Annotated in this window: 13 protein-coding genes; 5 read left to right on the forward strand and 8 right to left on the reverse strand. The window is 54.3% G+C overall.

The window, feature by feature from the left end; all coding sequences use genetic code 11:
- Positions 1–25: 25 nt before the first annotated feature.
- Complete coding sequence (locus tag ACG2F4_RS00330; RefSeq protein ID WP_395257126.1) at positions 26–2215, reverse strand: ATP-binding protein; 2190 nt, start codon at positions 2213–2215, stop codon at positions 26–28.
- Positions 2216–2584: 369 nt separating this feature from the next.
- Between ACG2F4_RS00330 and metH the strand changes: the two genes are divergently transcribed.
- From metH to ACG2F4_RS00350, 4 genes are all read left to right on the forward strand, one after another.
- Positions 2585–6277, forward strand: a complete 3693-nt coding sequence (gene metH / locus ACG2F4_RS00335) for a methionine synthase (RefSeq protein WP_395257128.1) — start codon at positions 2585–2587, stop codon at positions 6275–6277.
- An 872-nt stretch (positions 6278–7149) separates the two neighbouring features.
- Positions 7150–8334, forward strand: coding sequence for an NEW3 domain-containing protein (locus ACG2F4_RS00340; RefSeq protein ID WP_395257130.1), 1185 nt, complete (start codon positions 7150–7152; stop codon positions 8332–8334).
- A gap of 2 nt (positions 8335–8336) precedes the next feature.
- Positions 8337–9284 carry an ABC transporter ATP-binding protein gene (locus ACG2F4_RS00345; RefSeq protein WP_395257132.1) on the forward strand — a complete coding sequence of 316 codons (948 nt, stop codon included), beginning with the start codon at positions 8337–8339 and terminating at the stop codon, positions 9282–9284.
- Positions 9277–10209: an ABC transporter permease subunit gene (locus ACG2F4_RS00350; RefSeq protein ID WP_395257134.1), complete on the forward strand. Its 933-nt coding sequence runs from the start codon at positions 9277–9279 to the stop codon at positions 10207–10209. The genes ACG2F4_RS00345 and ACG2F4_RS00350 overlap by 8 nt, the downstream gene beginning before the upstream one ends.
- 118 nt (positions 10210–10327) lie before the next feature.
- Here ACG2F4_RS00350 and ACG2F4_RS00355 read toward each other — a convergent pair whose 3' ends face one another.
- The 5 genes from ACG2F4_RS00355 to ACG2F4_RS00375 form a co-directional block, all read right to left on the reverse strand.
- Entirely contained in the window at positions 10328–11746 is a 1419-nt protein-coding gene (locus ACG2F4_RS00355; protein ID WP_395257136.1) for a serine hydrolase domain-containing protein, read from the reverse strand.
- A gap of 141 nt (positions 11747–11887) precedes the next feature.
- Positions 11888–13492, reverse strand: coding sequence for a carboxylesterase/lipase family protein (locus ACG2F4_RS00360; RefSeq protein WP_395257138.1), 1605 nt, complete (start codon positions 13490–13492; stop codon positions 11888–11890).
- Between the two features lie 194 nt (positions 13493–13686).
- Positions 13687–15234, reverse strand: coding sequence for a sodium:solute symporter (locus tag ACG2F4_RS00365; RefSeq protein WP_395257140.1), 1548 nt, complete (start codon positions 15232–15234; stop codon positions 13687–13689).
- Between the two features lie 81 nt (positions 15235–15315).
- Complete coding sequence (rdgB, locus tag ACG2F4_RS00370) at positions 15316–15912, reverse strand: RdgB/HAM1 family non-canonical purine NTP pyrophosphatase (protein WP_395257142.1); 597 nt, start codon at positions 15910–15912, stop codon at positions 15316–15318.
- Positions 15913–15973: 61 nt separating this feature from the next.
- Positions 15974–16969: an adenosine kinase gene (locus ACG2F4_RS00375; RefSeq protein WP_395257144.1), complete on the reverse strand. Its 996-nt coding sequence runs from the start codon at positions 16967–16969 to the stop codon at positions 15974–15976.
- 501 nt (positions 16970–17470) lie between these two features.
- Between ACG2F4_RS00375 and ACG2F4_RS00380 the strand changes: the two genes are divergently transcribed.
- Positions 17471–18127 (forward strand): NUDIX hydrolase, encoded by a 657-nt coding sequence (locus tag ACG2F4_RS00380; RefSeq protein ID WP_395257146.1) that lies wholly within the window; start codon positions 17471–17473, stop codon positions 18125–18127.
- Between the two features lie 144 nt (positions 18128–18271).
- On the opposite strand, the gene ACG2F4_RS00385 is transcribed toward ACG2F4_RS00380, so the two are convergent.
- Complete coding sequence (locus ACG2F4_RS00385; RefSeq protein ID WP_395257148.1) at positions 18272–19381, reverse strand: NAD(P)/FAD-dependent oxidoreductase; 1110 nt, start codon at positions 19379–19381, stop codon at positions 18272–18274.
- A gap of 47 nt (positions 19382–19428) precedes the next feature.
- Positions 19429–20628: a M20 family metallopeptidase gene (locus ACG2F4_RS00390; protein ID WP_395257150.1), complete on the reverse strand. Its 1200-nt coding sequence runs from the start codon at positions 20626–20628 to the stop codon at positions 19429–19431.
- Positions 20629–20709: the final 81 nt, after the last annotated feature.

The raw sequence follows: 20709 nt of genomic DNA on the forward strand, positions 1-20709 counted from the left end.
GCCGCCGTCAGCAGACTGCGGCTCATTACCTGTTGTCGGCAGGCGACGGCAGCGTAAAATAGAACGTGGTGCCCCTGCCCTCCTCGCTCTCAAACCAGATGGTGCCGCCCTGCCTTTCGACAAACTCCCTGCAAAGCTTTAGTCCCATGCCGCTGCCGCGCTCCCGCCGGGTGCCTTTCCGGCTCTGGACCTCTTCGCCAAAGATATCGGGCTGCATGTTTTCGGGTATCCCGATGCCGGTATCCCGCACCTCAAAAAGGATCTCCCCGTCGCGGGCACGGGCGTCTATCGTCACTTTGTCACCTTCTTCCGAGAATTTGAGGCCGTTGGAGACCAGGTTGCGCAGCACCAGCTTCAGCATGTTGTAGTCGCCCCGCGCGACGAGCTCTCCCGGGATGTTATTTTTCAGCTCCACCTGCTTGTGCTCAGCATTAAACTTGTGAGCCTCCACAATATCATCGGCGAGCTCCTTCGCGTTGATCGATTCCAGCTCAAGGGAGAGCCCGGACATCTGCTGTTTTGCCCACACCAGCAGATTTTCCATGATATTTACATTTTGCTGAAGGGAGAGCTCCAGTTCCGCCACCAGCGACTCTATCTCCCGCTTTGAAAGCGTCTGGCTGCGGATCAGCTCCAGCATGCCGATCAGCGCACTCAGCGGGTTCCGCAGGTCATGGGCCACCACGCCAAAGAGCTTGTTCTGCACCTTGTTGGTCTCTTCCAGCGCTCTCTTTTGAGATTCGAGCTCGCTATTTATCCTGTTCTTTTCCCTGTTCGCCCGGTACAACAGGAACGCGAAAATCCCGATTACTGCGATAACAAAAACCCCGATGCCCAGCAACCAGTATTGGAATCTCAATTGCGCCTGCTGCTCATATTTTTCGGCCTCCAGCACCCGGTTCCTCTGGTCTTTGCGCTGCACCTCCAGCCGCGTTTGGTATTCCGTCAGCATCTGCTCGCGCCGCTGGGTATGCAGGCTGTCGGTCAGCGACTTCAGGGTCTCCAGGTGTCCCAGCGCCTGCTGAAACTGCTGTCGCTTTTTTTGGACCTGGTACAGTTTTTCATGGGCTTCCCGCAAAAACGAGAGGTTGTCCAGGCGCTCGGCCACCTCCAGCGCCTGGGTGTGCCAGTCTACGGCCCCGGCCAAATCGCCCCGGCCCTCCGCCACATTTCCCAGTCCCGATATGTTGTAAAACATCCCCTGCGGCAACTTCATGGTGCGGCTGTTCTCCAGTGAAAGTTGAAAGTATTCTTCTGCCCGGTCGTACTGCTCCATCCGGTGGTAGAGCTCTCCCAGGTTATACCGAATCCGTACCGGCGGCGTATTGGGCCGCACTTCGGCCGACAATTCCAGCGCTTCGTTGTAAAGCGACTCGGCCACCGCGAACTCCGACTGTCCGCTGCGCGTGATTCCGAGGTTTAGCAGCGCCCGCAGCTCTCCCAGTTTAGAATCCAGCGCGCGGCTTATCCGCAGTGCCCGCTGCAGGTAGTAGCTTGCCTCCCCAAACTGCTCTTCATTGTTATAGGCCAGCCCGACGTTATTCAGCGCGGTGGCCAGGTAGACCGAATCCTGTGCGGCTTCCGCGTAGGAGATCCCCTTGTCAAAATGCCTGAACGCCTCGGCCGTGTATCCCAGGTTCATGTAGGCCCCTGCCATATTCATCGCAAAGCCGGCCGCCCTGCGCGCCTGTTCGGTCGTGTCGATATCGGCCAGGGCTTGCTTGTACAGTTCGATAGCCCGGTGATTCTCCCCCTGGTAGCGGTAGGCGGTGGCCAGCAGATTTTGGTTTTCCAGCCTCAGCGGGGTGCCCGTGTCCAGGGCCATCGCCCGTTCCAGCACGCGTTCGGCAGAATCTACCTGCTGTTGCTCAAGCAACCGCTCGCCCCGTCCCAGGAGGGCCTGTTGCTGCCCGTATAAAAAACCGAGCGAATCGGCCAGATGCTGCGCCTGTAAAAAATAGACTTCCGCACTGTCCATCTGGCCTCGGTCAAGGGCGTCCCGGCCTATTTTATTAAGGATATTCACCTTGTGGCTGTCGGCCGGCAAATTCTCCAGGTTCGCCTTTATCCTTTCGATCGACCCTCCTTGTTGTCCCCACACCGCACTACTGGCACCAAAGCAGAAGGCCACAGCCAGGATCAGCCGTTTAATGACATGCCGCAATTCCCACAACCAGTTCCCAAAAACATGCATAGCCAACGTATTGTTATTCATTCAGAGAGCACCATTAAAGATCTTTTCCAACACCACATCGCATCCCGGACAGCGGGGGATTTACATTGTTTGCCCGGATGGTCAAAACAGATTGTCGCACCCGCCAGGCATGATGCAACCGACAGTTTTGCAAAAGGCCTCGTTTATACGACAGAACATATTATGACAAGAATTATAACCAGGTAAAGTTTATGTAATCCCGCAATTATTTGTAAATTTGGAATCCAAAAATTCGGAGCAGTCTATTTTAACATCTGCCGGGCAAACTAACAATGTTCAGCGCAGATCAATTGTAAAAGGTAATCACCGAATAGAGCTGCAGAAGAATTTTTGTGCAACCTAAAGTACCTTTATAATTGATTACCGACAATGAAATTAGAGCAACTCAAAGATCTGTTATCAGATCGTATCCTGGTGCTGGATGGCGCCATGGGCACCATGATACAGGGATATGATCTGGCAGAAGATGATTTTCGCGGAACCCGTTTTGCTGATTTTGACCACGAACTGCAGGGCAACAACGACCTGCTCAGCCTCACCCGGCCCGATATAATCAAGGAGATCCATTCCCAGTTTCTTGAAGCGGGCTCTGACATTATCGAAACCAACACGTTCAGCGCCAACCGTATTTCACAGGCCGACTACCACCTGGAAGACCTGGCCTACGAGCTGAATGTCGCATCCGCACAAATCGCCCGCGAAGCCGCAGACGAGTACACCCGGCAGAATCCCGATAAACCGCGCTTCGTAGCCGGTGCCATCGGTCCCACCAACAAGACACTCTCCCTTTCGCCGGACGTGGAAGACCCCGGCTACCGCGACATTTCGTTTGACCGGCTGGTGGAGACCTACGCCGAGCAGATCCGCGGGCTGTCCGAGGGTGGCGTCGACATCCTGCTGGTGGAAACGATCTTCGATACCCTGAACGCCAAAGCCGCCATCTACGCCATCCACAAACACGAAGAAGAGACCGGCCAGGCGTTCCCGGTCATGATCTCCGGAACCATCGTGGACCAGAGTGGGCGCACGCTCTCAGGGCAGACCACCGAGGCGTTCTGGATCTCGATTTCCCACACCCGCAACCTGCTGAGCGTGGGCCTGAACTGCTCACTCGGCTCCAGGCAGATGCGGCCCTACATCGAGGAGCTTTCCAACATTTCGGACTGCTTTACCAGCCTCTATCCCAATGCGGGGCTGCCCGACGAGATGGGCGAATACAACGAGTCGCCGGAATTTATGGCCGACCAGTTCAGGGAATACGCCGAATCCGGGTTTGTCAATATCGTGGGCGGCTGCTGCGGCACCACGCCCGATCACATCCGTGCTATTGCGGAGGCCTCCACCCGGTATGAGCCGCGCACTATTCCAGAGCAGGAGCCCTACCTGCGGCTCAGCGGACTGGAACCGCTGGTGGTGCGCCCCGACACCAACTTTGTGAATGTGGGCGAACGCACCAACGTGATGGGGTCGCGCAAGTTCAAGCGGCTGATCACCAACGGTGACTTTGAGGAGGCGCTCTCGGTGGCCCGCCAGCAGGTGGAAAACGGCGCCCAGATTGTCGACGTCAATATGGACGAGGGAATGCTCGATTCCGAAGAGGCAATGACCGACTTCCTGCAGCTTATCGCCGCCGAACCTGATATCTCAAAAGTGCCGATCATGATCGACTCCTCGAAATGGTCGGTCCTGAAGGCGGGACTCAAAACGGTGCAGGGCAAAAGCGTGGTTAACTCCATCAGCCTGAAAGAGGGTGAAGAGGAGTTCAAGAAGCAGGCGCGCGAGATCCTTGATTTTGGAGCAGCCGTTATCGTCATGGCGTTCGACGAGAAGGGACAAGCCGACAACTTTGAACGACGTATCGAAATTTGCGAGCGCGCCTACAACATCCTTACCAGGGAGGTCGGGTTTGCCCCGCAGGATATCATCATGGATCCCAACATCCTGACGGTGGCCACCGGCATCGAAGAGCATAACAACTACGGCGTGGACTTTATTAGGGCCACCCGGTGGATCAAGGAAAACCTGCCGAGAGCCAAGGTAAGCGGCGGGGTCAGCAATATCTCCTTCTCGTTCCGGGGAAACAACCCTGTACGCGAGGCGATGCACTCCGCTTTCCTCTATCACGCCATCGACGCCGGCATGGATATGGGAATCGTCAACGCCGGCCAGCTGGAGGTCTACGAGCAGATCCCGGAAAAACTGCGGGATCTGGTGGAGGATGTGCTGCTGAATCGCCGCGACGACGCCACCGAACGACTGCTGGAGTATGCCGAAAAAATTAAAAATGAAGAATCCGGGCAAAAGGCCGTAAAAAAAGAGGAATGGCGCGAAAACAGTGTGGAGAAACGTATTGAACACGCCCTGGTAAAGGGAATTGTGGACTATATTGTTGAAGATGTGGAAGAAGCCCGCCAAAAACTTGACCATGCCATCGACGTCATTGAAGGTCCCATGATGGCGGGCATGGACGTGGTGGGCGACCTGTTTGGATCCGGCAAGATGTTCCTGCCCCAAGTCGTAAAAAGCGCGCGCGTCATGAAAAAGGGCGTGGCTCACCTGATCCCCTACATCGAAGAGGAGAAAGCCCAGAACGACAACAGCGAGCCCAAGGCCCGGGTACTGCTCGCCACCGTCAAGGGCGATGTCCATGACATCGGCAAGAATATTGTCGGCGTAGTGCTTCGCTGCAACAATTTTGACGTGATCGACCTCGGCGTGATGGTGCCGGCGGAAAAGATCCTGGAAGAGGCGCGCAGCAACAAGGTGGATGTGATCGGCCTCAGCGGACTCATCACCCCTTCGCTGGATGAGATGGTACATGTGGCCAAGGAACTGAAGCGTGAAGGGTTCAACCAGCCACTGCTCATCGGCGGCGCCACCACCTCAAGACTGCATACAGCCGTCAAAATTGAGCCGATGTATGATCAGCCGGTCGTACACGTACTCGATGCCTCCCGAAGCGTCTCCGTAACCGGCAACCTGGTCTCCAAAACGCTGCGCAACGACTTTGTGGCGGAGATCAAGGAGGAGTACCGGCAGCTGCGCGACCAGCATGAAGGGCGCACCAGCCGCAGAAATTACCTGTCCCTGGAGGAGGCCCGCAACAATAAAACAGACATTGACTGGCCAAACACCCCCATTGTAAAGCCCAAGAAGCCGGGAATCCACCTTTTTGAGGATTACCCTCTTTCAGAGCTGCGCAACTATATCGACTGGGGACCCTTTTTCATCACCTGGCAGATGCCCGGCCGCTTTCCCCAGGTGCTGGAGGATGACAAGTACGGTGAAGAGGCCCAAAAGCTGTATGAGGAAGCCAACAAGCTGCTGGATCGCATTGTCAAGGAGCAGCTGCTGCAGGCGAACGGGGTAATCGGGCTGTTTCCCGCTAACAGCGTGGGCGACGACATCGAAATCTATACGGATGAAACGCGCTCGGAAGTCCGTACGGTACTCCACACCCTGCGGCAGCAGGCGGAAAAACGCCGGGGACAGCCCAACAAGGCGCTGTCTGATTTTGTAGCGCCCAAAGAGACCGGCATCGACGACTATGTCGGGGGATTTGCCGTTACGGCCGGACTGGGTTCCGGGAAGCTGGTCCGGCGGTTCGAGGAGCAGCATGACGATTACCACGCCATCCTGACCAAGGCTCTGGCTGACCGCCTGGCCGAGGCGTTTGCCGAGCTGTTGCACGAAAAGGTGCGAAAAGAGTACTGGGGATACGCCCCCGACGAAAACTTTAACAACGAGGAGCTTATCCGGGAAAAATATACCGGTATTCGTCCGGCAGCGGGCTATCCCGCCCAACCCGATCATACGGAAAAGGATATCCTGTTCGACCTGCTGGATGTCCAGGAAAAAACGGGCATTAAGCTGACCGAAACGTACGCCATGATCCCCCCGGCTTCGGTAAGTGGACTCTATTTTGCACACCCGGATTCCACCTATTTTAACGTCGGCAACCTCAAAAAAGACCAGGTAGAGGATTATGCGCGTCGCAAAGGCATGAGTGTAAAGGAGATAGAACGATGGCTGCAGTCGAACCTGGAGTATGATCCGGAGTAGTTGTTTGAATAAATGATTGAGTGAGTGCTTTTAGGGGGATAGACGTGAGACGTGAAACGGCAGACGTGGTAGACTTCAAATGCTCAATGTATTAAAAATTTAAGGCGGTCAATCGTCGGTCGTCGGTTCAATTCCTCTTAGGTGCTATTATAAGCCGTACCTGTATTGGCGTTTATTGTCTGTAAACAGGGATTTTTGGATCTAAATATCAATCAATTCTCATCGGGCGGTATAATTGCATGTTTCCAGGGAGGGGCACGACGATCCTTAAACCTGTCCTTTATCGACAAGAAGCGGCTATCAAGGCGGACCTCTCTACATTCGGCTGCTTTCCTTGTGTGCATTGCTCCGCGGGCGACGCGTCCACCGGCCGTCCGTAAAAAATGGACCGCCTGTATAATAAATTCCGGGTCTGTATAGTTATGTTCGTTGGATTGGGAAATAAGATCATCAGCTTTCTCGCCGGCTCTTGAATTTTTGGGGTCATTTAAACAATTTTTGGGCGATCAACTGGTGGGACCCAATCAATACAGTCAGAAGACGTTGAAAGACCTGTCTACCTGCTTTCAATGTGTTCCTAAACCAAGGGAAAAATGGGGATAGGTTTTTCGACCTCTCTCGACGGCGGGAAGGGATATCCGCGGTACACTTCAACAACCGCAGACCTTCCGGCATCAGCGGATCATCTTACAGGTTCAACAAAACCGGCCTGCGTAAACAGGGTCATGGATCGGCACTTTCCGGTTACGGCAGGCACAGGCTTGCCGGGCTGCTGTACCTGACCCAACACAGGTGTTATTCCTGTATTGATCGGCTATCCTTTACACAGTTCACAATGTATTCTGTAATCTAAAACATAACATGTACTAGGTATGGAAAAGATATATTACGCAGTCAGTTTCTGTCTCCTGCTTTTTTTTATCGGATCTATTCCACCGGCCGGTAACGCGGCCCAGCCGGACCAGGGCATCATGCTGTATACCGCCTATACCAGCCGGTCTGTGACACCTGGACAAACACTCAATTACGATATCGAAATTATTAACAACACCGGGCGAATACAGAATGTGGACCTGAACCTGCTCCGTGTCCCCGAAAGCTGGGAGCCCTCCTTTACTTCGGGTGCCAACACCATCCAGCAGATCGCCATAAAGCCGCGAGTGGGAGACTCGGGTGGTGGCTCCAGGACTCTTACCCTGCAGCTGCAGGTGCCCCTGAAAATCGAGAAAGGCACTTACCGCTTTTCCGTCCTCGCTTCCACAGAAACAGGCCTGGAGTATGAGCTGCCCCTGAGAGTTCAAGTCACCGAACAGGGAATTTTTGAAACGGAACTGCTGGTGGACCAGGCCAACATGGAGGGCTATGCCGATTCCGATTTCAACTACACGGTGACGATCAACAACCAGACCGCCCGGGAACAAAACTACGCCCTTACCGCCGATGCTCCCGCCGGTTGGGATGTGCGGTTCAGATCGGGTGGAAACTATGTAACCTCGGTGAATATTGCCTCCAATGAGAGCAAGGATATGACCGTCAAGGCCACGCCGAGCCAGAAAGCCGAGGCAGATACCGTGACGATCAACATACAGGCGCGGTCGGGCTCCACAGCCGATGAAGCGACCCTGGAGGCGGTGATCAAAGGCAAATACGGGCTGAACCTAACCACCCCTTCCGGTCGGCTCAGCACCAACATTACGGCCGGCAGCGAAAAGACGATCCCCCTTTCCATCCAAAATACCGGCACGGTGCCGCTGCACGATATCAGCATGTCGGCCGATACCCCGGTAAACTGGAATGCCACTTTTGACGAAAAAGAGATTGCACGGCTGGACCCGGGAGAAACCGCCACCGTCAACGCCACGGTCACGGCCAGTGACAACGCCATTGCCGGCGACTACCAGATGCAGATTACCGCCGACACCCCGGAAGCCTCCTCGGATGTAACATTCCGGGTTACCGTCAGCAAATCGATCACCTGGGGCTCGATCGGCATCGCCATCATACTAATCGTGCTGGGCGGGATATCCTACCTCTTCAAGAGATACGGGAGGCGATAACCATGGAACATCCGATTATTACGCTTCGGGATCTCGTCAAGGATTACGGGGAGACCCGGGCGGTGGATCACCTGGACCTGCAGATCCGGGAGGGAGAAATATTCGGACTCCTGGGTCCCAACGGGGCGGGCAAAACCACCATCATCCTGTCGATGCTCGGCCTGACGGAACCGACCGGGGGATCGGTCTCCATCAGGGGCTTTGACGCCACCTCCGAACCGCTGAAGGTGAAGCGCATTACCGGTTACCTGCCGGACGAGGTCGGGTTTTCGGACAACAGCACGGGGGTGGAAAGCCTGGTTTATACCGCCATGCTCAACGGCATTCCCCGCCCGAAAGCGGAGTCGGAGGCGCGTCAGCTCCTGCAGATGGTGGGACTGGAGGAGGCGGGCGACCAAAAGACGAAAACCTACTCCAAGGGGATGATCCAGCGGCTGGGACTGGCCGATGTGCTGATCAAGGATCCGGAGATCATGATCCTGGATGAGCCCACCATCGGCATCGACCCGAAAGGCATCAACGAGTTCCTGCAGATGATCCGTCGTCTCAGCAAGGAAAAGGGTATTACGGTGCTGTTGAGCTCTCACCTGCTGCACCAGGTCCAGAAAATATGCGACCGGGTGGGCATCCTGGTGGAGGGACGGCTGCTGGCCCTCGGCGACATCCACGAGCTGGCCGACGAACTGTTCGGGGATGCGGAGTCCACCATTCGCGCTGAAGTCTCTCCCCTCTCCGACCCGCTGATCCGAAGCCTGCAGGAGCTGGAGAAGGTCAGCCACGTGCAGGCCAACGGCAGGGAGCTCATCATACAGGCACCGAAAGAGACGGCCCCGCTGATCTCAAACCATATCGTGGAGCAGGGCGCCCGGCTGTTCCGGCTTTCCTACAAGGAGTATGGACTTGACGAAATTTATCAACACTATTTTGAAGGAGGTACCATCGATGTCTGATACTGTTCAACCGTTTTCCGTAATGGTTAACAAGGAGATCAAGGAGCATGTCCGCAGCTGGCGGTTTATCATCCTCGTGGCACTCATACTGCTGACCACCACCGGTTCGATCTACACGGTTCTCTCCGTAATCCAGCAGAATCCGGCGCAGATCAGTGCCGATACCAACTTTCTGTATCTTAAATTGTTTACGGAATCCACCGGCAACTTGCCGCCCTTTATTACCCTGATCGGCTTTCTCGGCCCCCTGGTCGGGATCGCCCTCGGGTTCGACGCGGTAAACTCGGAACGAGACAGCGGAACGTTGAGCCGAATCATCTCCCAGCCAATCCCGCGGGACTATTTCATCAACAGCAAGTTTGCCGGGGCGCTGGCGCTCATTGTCGTGCTTATCCTGTCACTCGGCCTGCTGGTGCTGGGACTGGGCATCCTCGTCATCGGGCTGCCGCCCGCGTTTGGTGAATTTCTGCGCATCATGGCGTTTCTGCTGTTCACGTGTATCTATATCGCCTTCTGGCTGAACCTGGGGATTACCGCTTCCATCATTTTCAGGCAGTCGTCGACCTCGGCGCTGTCGGTACTGGCGGTCTGGCTGTTTTTCACCGTCTTCTATTCCATGCTGGTTCGTTTTGTGGCAAATCTCTTTTTTTACAACCAGTCGGCCGTGCAGCAACTTACGGTGATGCTCTCCCGGTTTTCCCCTAACTTCCTGTTTAATGAATTAACCACCATCCTGCTAACTCCTTCGATCCGGAGTCTCGGGGCACTGAGTTTTGAACAGGTATCCGGGGCGATCCCCTCAACGCTGCCGCTGGGACAGAGCATGCTGCTGGTCTGGCCCAACATTACGGCCCTTGTCGCCGGTACGTTGATCTGTTTCGGCCTCTCCTACCTGCTGTTTATGAGGCAGGAAATACGAGCTTGACTTGGTCTTGGTCGTGAGTCTTGGGTCGTGAGTCTTGGGTCGTGGGTCTTGAGTTTTGGGTGGTGTATTTGTGGGGTGCTGGCCGAACCTGTTTTTCGTACCTGGAATAAAAAGCAGGCTACCCGGGATTACCTTGCAGGGAACGGGATGGGCTCTGGTGCCCGATTTTTTTTAAAACGGCAGTTGCAATCTGCTGGCGCAGTGGACCGAGGTCAATGTAGTAGCCGTTTTCCCGGCGTCCCGCGTGTTGCCGGTTGGTAAACAGGATGACCGACAGGTCGTATTCCGGGATCGCCAGAATGCTCGTTCCGGTAAAGCCGGTGTGACCAAAGCTGCCCTTTGGCACTCCCTCAGCTGAAAAAACGGCAGGGTCCATCGCCCATCCGAGCCCGTTTCCAAATTGGTCTATCGTTAAAAAAGTGTTGATCGCCGCCTCGGAAATAAGCTGTCTCCCCTGGTATTTCCCTTTCCGCAGCAACAGATGGACCAGCGATTGCAGCTCGGCGGCCGTGGAGAACAATCCGGCATGACCGGCCACGCCCCCGGCTCCGTACCAGGCGTTGCCATCGTTTACCTCGCCGCGCAACGTATAAAGGCGCCATCCATTCCAGGATTCAGGCTCCACATCCACGCTGTATCCGAAATCATCGTCATAAACCATCTGCTTCTCAAACGGGTTACCGTGCGAGGTTGCGGCAATCTTTTCCCGGGAGATCCCGCTTTCAAGCGGATTAAAGCCGGTATGTTTCAAGTCCAGCGGCCGGTAGAGCTCCTGCTCCAGGAACTGGTCGAGCGGCTGACCCGAAACGCGCCGAGTTATTTCGCCCAGCAGCATAAATCCCAGGTCGCTGTAATGGCGTTCCGCGCCCACCTCGTACTTCAGTGGTAATGAAGCGATATAGTCATACTGTTCTTCAGCGTTGGAGGCATAGTAATAGGTGGGTACCCACTGCGGAAGTCCGGCGGTATGCCTTAGCAGGTGACGCACCGTGATTTTTTTCTTATCTCCCCGGGCAAACTCCGGCAGCCACCGATGGACCGGGGAATCCAGCTGAATCCGCTCGCTGTCCGCCAGCAACATAATACCAAACGTCGTGGCACTCACCTTCGTCAACGACGCCAGGTCAAACAGGTGCCCGGTCGTCATGGTATCTGGCTGCTCCAGCCGTTCCAACTCAAAGGTGTACAATTGAGCATACCCGTAGGCTTTGTGATGCAGGATGGAATCACCCTGCTGCACACGTACCACGGCGCCGGGAATATGCTCCTGCGCTACCGCGCGGTCCACCAGGCTGTCGACGGCGGAGATGCTGACGGCCTCCCGGCTTTGCTGATTCACGGTATCTGAACAGGCCGAAAAAATAAATACCGCAGGTACAATTAGAATGGCCCATAATACTCGTAATGGGCACAGTTTTTCAGCTGCTTCCTGTTTTTCATTGATGTGGTACCCGTCTTCGGGCCATAACAGGAATTTGAAGGAAGGCGTTAGCCCGGGTTTCTCACGAGTATGTTGGATAAAATCATGTAACTTCATGGATGACCATAACTTATACTATTTTTTACTGCCAAATCATCATTACAGTCTGTAATGGGCTGCGAAATGGACCTTTCAGCTGCGTTGAAGGACAAATTTCTTGGTGAGAAATGCGGGTTAGATCCAAGGATATCCCCCTTCTTATTCCGATTCCGGGTATGCCAACCGATCCAGAAACTCATACCGTTCCTGGTGCTGTGCCGCCCGCAGGCGGGAATGAACATCGATCTGCATCACCCTGCGTTTATTTCCCTCTTGCAGTGCCTTCCATTCCGGTAGTCCCAGGCCGTTGGGATCTCCCCTTTGTACGAAATTCGCCACAAAACCCCGAAAAATATCGGAGACCTGGTAATCTTCTTCCGTCCAGGCGTACACATGATTTCTGGGAAGGTTTCCCATCACATATTCAATCTCAGCAGCGTGAACGGCGCCCGTGGCCGGCGGGGGTTTGGAATCCTCTTCAGACGCCATGGCGGGGCGCGGGCGCGAATAGTAGTAACGGTACACCGGGCTGGTGCTCGTTTTACTGTGGATATCACTCCACTTCCACGTGCTAAAAGCGATGAACCGATCGCCCGCCAGGGCAGTGGCCGACTTCAGCACTTCTTCACCGGTGTTGCCAGGGTACAGGTCCAGGATCTTATCTGCGTGCTCGCCATACAGCTGGTTGACCAGCGCCTTATAGTTTTCGGGAGTCGGCTTTTTACCCTGGAAAAGAAACTGGTGGCTCATCTCTTCCGAATTCCACCCCACCAGCAGGGGCACGTCGGCCTGTTCGCCCGAACGGTAGATCTCAATCGGTTTTTTCGGAAAAAAGTACCCATCCACTGTTACAGGAAACCGGGGCACATCTTCGCGTGCCGTTGCCTCCAGCACTTTTTCAGCCGGCATCTGTCGCATCTCTTCAAGGGAGGCGGCCCCGAGCAGATCCTGGAATGTACGCCCGGCTTTTTCTCCTTTTCGAAGGGAAACTGCCGAAAGACTCCCCAAAAGCGAACCACTCTCTCCCACGGCTCCCGCAATCAGGTCCCTGGACAGCGGGGAGGCCATCTGCGCACTCACCGACATTGAACCCGCGGATTCACCTGCAATCGTGACTTGCTCCGGGTCGCCGCCAAAAGCCTCGATATTTTCTTTTACCCACTGCAGGGCCCTTGCCTGATCCAGCAGACCGTAATTTCCGGAAGCGGAATGCGGCGACTCAGCAGTCAACCCGGGATGGGAGAGAAATCCAAATACAGACAACCGGTAATTTACCGTAACCACTACAAGTCCTTTATTTCGCGCCATGCTTTCCCCGTCATACCGCGGTTCTGATCCGTCGCCGGCCATCAATCCCCCGCCATAAAAATAGACCAGCACCGGCAGATCGGCCCCGGGACTCTCGACCGGCGACCAAACATTCAGGTAGAGGCAGTCTTCACTCATTCCATCCGACCGGAAAACCATATCGTCGAAAATGGGCCGCTGCATACAGCGCGGACCAAACTGTTTTATCTGTTTTATCCCGGTCCAGTCGTCAACCGGCCGGGGAGGTCTCCACCGAAGTTTGCCGACTGGTGGCGCCGCAAAAGGAATACCCTTGTAGATATAGACCCCGGAATCGTTAATTCCTTCAACGGTGCCGTTCTCGGTTTCGACCCGGGGAGCCGCATTATCGGTCGATTGTGAAAAAGCGTCGGGGGCCAATAGAATACCTGTTCCTATTACAATGGTAACAATTTTAGTGACTAACGATTGAAGCATGCTAATCAGGTTTAGAGTGACGGTGACAAGCGTTTCCAACATCCTGTTGCTGCCTGAGGCACCAATAGTAATAGTATGAATTTTCTTTAACAAGAGGCCTTTGAAAAACCGTTGTTTTGCAAAGGTCCTCTAACAAGTTGTCATGCAGATAGAAAATAGAGCCCGGCCCGGTCTGCTCTTTGCTAATTGCAAAATCAACCCCCGTTCCAGGCCTTTCTGGTCCACCTGGAAATATTGCCTGCGGCAACCACGATAATGCTTCCCACTGCGGTGTACAGCGGCCAGGCGATCGCAAGTCCCTCTCCCGGCAGCAGGTCCTGAACAGGTCCCTCCACCATAAAAAGCAGTGAAATGAGCCCGGCAAAAAAGCCGATCATGGCGTCCCGGCGGTCTGGCTTGTCAAACCAGCGGCCAAGCACAAAAGCCCCGAGCAGCCCACCATAGGTATAGGAGGCGATACCCAGCCCGAGTTCGACGACAGCGGGACGTTCTCCCTCCTGCAGCTGGAGCAGTGCAAAAAAGTAGGCGGAACCCGTGAGAATCAATGCCCAGATGATCGTGATCATGCGGGAGACCTGCAGGTCGCGGGCCTCGGTATTGTCTTTGCCGAAATAGGGTTTGTACAGGTCGAGCGTAGTAGATGAGGCGAGCGAGTTGAGTGAGGAGCTCAGGCTGCTCATGGCGGCCGCAAAAAGGGCGGCAACGATTAACCCCGACAAGCCTGCCGGCAGCTGCTCGACAATGAATTTGGCGAAAATTTCGTCCGTGGTGGCCAGTCCCAGCGCTTCGGCAGACTGTGCTTCGTAAAATGCATATAACAGGATTCCTATTCCCAGAAACAGCGCAAACTGAAGGGCCACCACCACGCCACTCCAGACCAGGGCCTTCTGGCTGTTCTCCAGGTTACGGGTCGTCAGCAGCCGCTGGACGATCAGCTGGTCGGTTCCGTGTGAAGCCACCGAAAAGATTGCACCCCCGACGAGGGCGGTAAAGAAGGTATAGGGTGTGGCAATAAAATCAGTAAAGCTCATGTCGAAGCCAAACTCCAGGAAGTTCAGCTTCCCGGCCTCGGCAGCAGTCGTAACGGCGGCCGGGAGTCCCCCCGGAATACCGCCGATCATAATACCGGCGGCCAGTAGCGCCCCGCCGATATACACCGCCATCTGCATTACGTCCATCCATACCACGGCCTTGATTCCTCCAATAAGCGTGTAGATGACGGTAACCAGGGAGATGGCGCTGATCGACAACAGGTACAGCTGCAGGTCTCCCCACCCGATAAACGCCCCGCCCAGCCGCAAGATAATAGCCAGGGGAATAGCCGTGGCAAAAAGCCTGACTCCGTCGGCCAGCAGGCGGGTAACCATAAAGGTGGTACTGGTGGCGTTGCGCATGGCAGGACCGAACCGGTTGGCCAGAAACTGGTAGGCCGTCGTGAGATTCCCTTCATAATACTTTGGGAGAAAAAACAGGCTTACCAGCACCCGTCCCGCAATATAACCGAGCGTAATCTGGAGAAAAGTGAGATTACCACCATACGCCACGGCCGGAATGCTGATAAAGGTCAGTGTACTGGTCTCCGTGGCTACAACGGAAAAAAGAACTGCCCACCAGGGGATGCCCTCTCCTCCCAAAAAATAGTCGGAAGTTGAGGTCTGCTTCCCGGCGATGCGAATACCGATAACAGCCACCCCCACCAGGTACACCACAATGACGATGTAATCAACGGCACTAAATCCCAAAACAGCTTCCTTTGTTTGTGACGATTAAACTGCTATATCACCAGAACAGCTCGAACCTGCTGCATCCTGACACTCCCGTCCCTATTTCAACGTGCTGCTCAGCCATCTGTACAGTTCGCCGATGGCCCGGCCCCGGTGGCTTATCCTGTTTTTTTCTTCTGCATCCAACTGGGCAAACGTCTGCTCATATCCCTCGGGCTGGAATACAGGATCGTAACCAAACCCTTTGTCTCCCCGGCGTTCTTTTAAAATTTTACCCCGGCAGATTCCCTCGAAAAAGTGTTCACCGCCCTTCTCATCGATATACGCAACCACGGTACGAAACCGGGCCGTCCGGTTCCGATCATCGACCCCGGCCAGTTCCGCCAGCAGCTTGTCGGTATTGTCATCGTAAGAGGCATTTTCGCCGGCATAGCGGGCTGAAAACACGCCGGGGCGTCCATCCAGGGCATCCACCTCCAGGCCAGTGTCATCCGCCAGGGCGGGCAGACCGGTCTTCTCAAAAACGTAGCGGGCCTTTTTCCGGGCGTTGCCTTTCAGGGTCTGCTTGTCCTCCTCCACTTCGCCGAGCTCCTCAAAATCGAGTGCCGACTTCAGTTCCAGGTCAAGGTCGGACAGCGTTTCCCGCAGTTCCTGTATTTTGTGCTCATTGCGGCTGGCCAGTATCAGATTTTTCATACTTCTGTTTCACAGTTAAAATTGCTGGAAAAATTAATTGACATCTGGTTCATTGCTTAAGTCACGATAGCTGACGCAACACTTCCTGGGCTTCGTGCCACTTGAGGCGTGGACCAAACTGAGAAACGATCCGGGAACAGGCCAGGCTCGCCAGTTTCCCGGCCGCCGCGAACCCCATACCGTTTGTAATTCCGTACAAAAACGCCCCGGCAAACATATCGCCCGCGCCGTTGGTGTCAACAGCTTTTACATCATAAGGTTCGATATCGATAAACGTGTCGCCGTCGTAGATCATCGCGCCATTGCTGCCCTGGGTAATAACAAAACGCCGGGCTTCTTTTTTGAGCGCTTCGCGGGCTTCCAGCAAGTCCGTCTTGCCGGTATATTCCTTCGCTTCATCCTCGTTGCAAAACAGCAGGTCTACCGAAGCCCCGATTACCTCTTCAAAACGATCTTTGAACGCCTCCACCACCGAGGGATCCGACAGCGTGAGGGCGGTGTTCACCTCGTGATTCTCCGCAATATTTTTCGCCTGTTTCATCGCATCAAGTCCGGTATCGGAGGCCACCAGGTAACCTTCGAGGTACAGGTAGTCGGAGACGCTGATAGCATGTTCATCCACCTCATTTTTTGAGAGCGATGAGGTAATTCCAAGATAGGTATTGAGCGTTCGGTCCGCATCACCGGTAATCATGACCAGGCATTTTCCCGTAATTCCCTCCGGCTGCTGCTGCCGGTCAAAGTTCGTGTCGATTCCCGCCTCTTTCATCTCCTCCAGGTAGTCATCTCCAAACTTGTCATCGGCCACTTTGCAGGAATAAAATGCTTTTCCCCCGAACTGGCTGACTGCGTACACGGTATTGGCGGCAGAGCCTCCCGGTTTTCGAACCGCTTCGGCGTGGTTGATATCTTCAATAAGCCTGAACTGCGTTTCCTCATCGACCAGGGTCATGACCCCTTTTTTGACTTTATGTTTGCTTAGAAAATCATCAGACACCTCAAATTCTATGTCCACAAGGGCGTTACCGATGCCATACACGTTATATTTTCTCTTCATAGCAGGAACTGTAACAGATCATGATGTTAACGATTAAAACGAAACTCGAATAAAGTACGGACTCTGCGTCTGGTTTGAAAATGGGTTTCTTTCGGGAACAGTCCAGGGACAATTCTGTGACATCCATTCCATGGGATGAATCCTGAGATTAAATAGGGCATCCTCAAAAAGTCAAATTTGCCCTTTTCCCTTTTGGGCTCCTTTATCTTCTTTCCTCGTTCATTTTTTTCGATAAAACAACTGGAATCACCCGCGAAACGTAGTAATTGACTACCAGGAATCAGTTAATTGTGGAGACCTTTGCAGAACCTACTATGCTGTTGGGAGTTGGTTGTACCACCGACCTTATATAGCAGATAAAACGGGAGTACAACTCCCTCCAAACGCTGATTTGAATATTTTAAAAAATACTTCTAAGTATAATTTTACGTAAATGGCGCCCTGGACGGGAAAAACTCATTCCCCCCGATTTATTCCTGAAAATCATCTATTTTAGACGCCATGCATTTATTCGTACCATACCTAAAACAACGACTTCAGCAGGCCCTGCCGGGGCGAAATGTGCAGCTGAAAATGGCTCCCGAACCGGTCGGAACCCGTGGGCCTGAGCGCAAGATGGAGCCCACGCCCCATGCGCGACAGAGCAGCGTGCTGGTATTGTTCTATCCCAATAAGGAGATGGAGCTGGAGATTCTGCTTACCCTGCGAAGCAGCGACATTGACCACGGGGGACAGATCAGCTTCCCGGGCGGTCGTTCGGAGGAGGGAGAAACTCCTGTCGAAACGGCCCTGCGCGAGGCACGGGAGGAGGTGGGCATCGACCCCGGCCAGGTGCATATCGCCGGGCAGCTGACCAAGCTTTTTGTCAGTCATTCCAATAACGATGTGACCCCCGTAGTAGGCTATATGGAGGAACAGCCCGAATTATCCCTCGATCCCCGCGAAGTGGAAGAGGCCTTTTCCGTGGAGCTGGAAAGCCTGCTGGGAAAGAAAAATCTGACCGTGGAGGACTGGAATCTGCGGAATCACACCTTCAAAGTGCCGTATTGGGATGTCCACCGCGTGCCGCTCTGGGGAGCCACCGCCATGATGCTGAATGAGTTCCTGGAACTCTACCGGGAGTTCAGATCGGAGGCTCATAATGCTGGTATCGACTGACCTTGCCGGAAAATCTGTTCCTGCTCAACGCATCCTTGTCATCCGGGTATCTGCGGAACGCCCCATTCGATGTTTGCCAGTCGTAACGGGATGGAGTTAAAAAAAGGAGTTTACATATGATCTGTTTGAAGCAGAGGTGGCAATTCATTTTTTTGAGCCGGACCGCAACAGTTCCACCGCCTCGCTTCCCACCTGCATGCCGATGGATATTCCCATTCCGCTCAACCCGGCCGCCGTAAAAATTCGGCCTTCCATATGTTTTACGACCGGCATTTTATTTTCGGTAAATCCCATGATGCCCGACCATTCCTGTTCGATTTTCCAGCCGCTCGGCAATTTCAGGGTCTCCTCTGCAAACCGGACGAGGTACTCTTTTATCTTCAGATTAATCCCGAGCTGGTCGGTGGCTTCCTCCTGTTCAGCTATGTTCCGGCCGCCTCCCAGCAGCAGTCGGTCCCCGGCATCCCGGAAATAGAGATACCCGCGATCGTGGTGAAATGTACCCCGCCACTCCAGGTTGTCAATGGGTGCGGTCAACAAAATATATCCCCGTGCCGGGGTTACTTCCGTGCCCGGCCAAAGGTTTTTCACAAACCCGTTGGTGGCCACCAGGACCTGGTCACCCGCAAATTCGGTCCCGTCATCCAGCAAAACAAAACCGGCCGGAACCACTTGCTGAACTTCTGCATTCCAGCGTATCTCTATCCCCGCTTTTTTTGCCCGGTCTATGAGCGCTTTCATCATTCTCCCGGGGTGCAGGGCGCCCTCCAGGCGGTTAAAAATCACAGGATAACCATTCAATCTGCCTGTTGTATATACCTCTTCTTCACCGGCCAGCTGCAAAAGCCAGCGATTGAATTTGGGGATCTGCTGTTTGGCCTCGCTAAACGCCGCTTGAGACCTAAACAGCTCGTATCCACCACACGGTTTGTAACCGATGGCATCTGCTCCCAGGGTCGACTTTAACAGTTCCAGGCCATTAAAACGCCTTTTTATCCTTGTTTTAAGCTGCTCTTCGGGGATCCGATCAAGATCGGCCTGGTGCTCGGTGATGGAACCGATGCAGGCAAAACCGGCGTTGCGGGTGCTGGCACCCCGCGGTGCCGCCCCTCGTTCCAACACCAGTACGGATCCGCCGGGATGGGACTGCCTGTAAAATAAGGCCGACGAAAGTCCGGTAATACCAGCCCCCACGACGATCAGATCGTAGCTTGTTTGAAAAGCAACTTTTTCCCAAAAGGAGAGATCATTCATTGGGATTTACTGCGTATTGCGTGAAAATATCGCTTGTCCTGATTAAATCACAACTCTGGAGGGAGCGGATGAAAAACCAGGGAAGCCATCAGTGCCGCGCCGGTCTTAAAGCACTCTTCATCCACGTTATAGCGCGGGTGGTGCCAGGGATGAACAGCTCCGGCGGCCTCGCTTCCGCTGCCAAGGAAGAAAAAAGCGCCTGGAAAATGCTGCTGGTAAAACGCAAAATCCTCCCCCGCCATAATCGGTTTTTCGAGTATCTTTACCTGCTCTTTGCCGATGATCTCAGCCGCGGTTTCAATAACAATATCGGTCGCCCAGCCGGTATTGTCGACCGCCGGGTAGCCGGGATCAAACGTGTAGGTATAGTCGGCACCGGCCGAGGTAGTGATCCCCTGCACAATTTTCTCGATACGTTCGCTGATAAATTCAGCGGTCTGCTGCGAGAACGTTCGAATGGTGCCGATCATCTCCACTTTTTCCGGGATGATATTGTGGGCGGTTCCCCCCGCAATCTTCCCGATCGTGATGACCACCGGCTCACTGGGATCAATATTGCGGCTGGCGATGGTTTGGATAGCCGTTACAGCCTGGGCTGCCAGTACCACCGGGTCTACCGTCTCATGCGGGGAGGCGGCGTGCCCCCCTTTGCCGATAATCTCGATATTAAACTCGTCGGGGCGGGCCATCAGCGGACCCTCTTTTATACCGATCTGTCCCGGCTCCAGGAATGAACTGGAATGGAGTCCATAGATTACATCCACCCCTTTTTCCTGCAGGTAGCCCGTCTCGCAGAGCAGGCGTCCCCCGCCCGGCAGTTTTTCCTCGGCCGGTTGAAAAATCAGCAATACGGTTCCCTCAATTTCCTCTCTCAGGTCATTGAGAATATGGGCTGCTCCGACCAGGTTGGCCGTGTGACTGTCGTGACCACAGCAGTGGGCCACCCCTTCATTTTCTGACATAAATTCCTTCTTGTGCTCTCCCTCCTCCTGGATCGCGAGGGCATCGATATCAGCGCGCAGCGCCACCACGCGGTCGGAGGACTGGTCTCCTTCCAGCACTCCCACGCAGCCGGTATCCAGCGGACGGTCTGCCGGAATATCCAGCTCTTCAAGCTTCTCGATAATATATTTTGTCGTTTCGTGTTCCTGGTAGCTCACTTCCGGGTGCCGGTGGAGATGTCGCCGTACCTGGACCATCTCGTCAAAATATTGTTCCGTTAGCGCCTGAATTTTTTTTACCTGCATGATTATGTTTTAATAGATTGAGACCGGATACGAGTGTGACTCAAAATAATTAAATTTGGTCAACTCTTTTATCCCGATTTG

The sequence above is a fragment of the Halalkalibaculum sp. DA3122 genome (assembly GCF_043951865.1).
Taxonomy (GTDB): Bacteria; Bacteroidota; Rhodothermia; order Balneolales; family Balneolaceae; genus JAMQKA01.

Coding starts and splice junctions, on each gene's coding strand:
- ACG2F4_RS00375 (WP_395257144.1), bottom strand. CDS start 16,969: ATGAAGAGAAAATATAACGTGTATGGCATCGGTAACGCCCTTGTGGAC.
- ACG2F4_RS00380 (WP_395257146.1), top strand. CDS start 17,471: ATGCATTTATTCGTACCATACCTAAAACAACGACTTCAGCAGGCCCTG.
- ACG2F4_RS00350 (WP_395257134.1), top strand. CDS start 9,277: ATGTCTGATACTGTTCAACCGTTTTCCGTAATGGTTAACAAGGAGATC.
- rdgB (WP_395257142.1), bottom strand. CDS start 15,912: ATGAAAAATCTGATACTGGCCAGCCGCAATGAGCACAAAATACAGGAA.
- ACG2F4_RS00330 (WP_395257126.1), bottom strand. CDS start 2,215: ATGAATAACAATACGTTGGCTATGCATGTTTTTGGGAACTGGTTGTGG.
- ACG2F4_RS00355 (WP_395257136.1), bottom strand. CDS start 11,746: ATGAAGTTACATGATTTTATCCAACATACTCGTGAGAAACCCGGGCTA.
- ACG2F4_RS00340 (WP_395257130.1), top strand. CDS start 7,150: ATGGAAAAGATATATTACGCAGTCAGTTTCTGTCTCCTGCTTTTTTTT.
- ACG2F4_RS00385 (WP_395257148.1), bottom strand. CDS start 19,381: ATGAATGATCTCTCCTTTTGGGAAAAAGTTGCTTTTCAAACAAGCTAC.
- ACG2F4_RS00345 (WP_395257132.1), top strand. CDS start 8,337: ATGGAACATCCGATTATTACGCTTCGGGATCTCGTCAAGGATTACGGG.
- ACG2F4_RS00390 (WP_395257150.1), bottom strand. CDS start 20,628: ATGCAGGTAAAAAAAATTCAGGCGCTAACGGAACAATATTTTGACGAG.
- ACG2F4_RS00360 (WP_395257138.1), bottom strand. CDS start 13,492: ATGCTTCAATCGTTAGTCACTAAAATTGTTACCATTGTAATAGGAACA.
- metH (WP_395257128.1), top strand. CDS start 2,585: ATGAAATTAGAGCAACTCAAAGATCTGTTATCAGATCGTATCCTGGTG.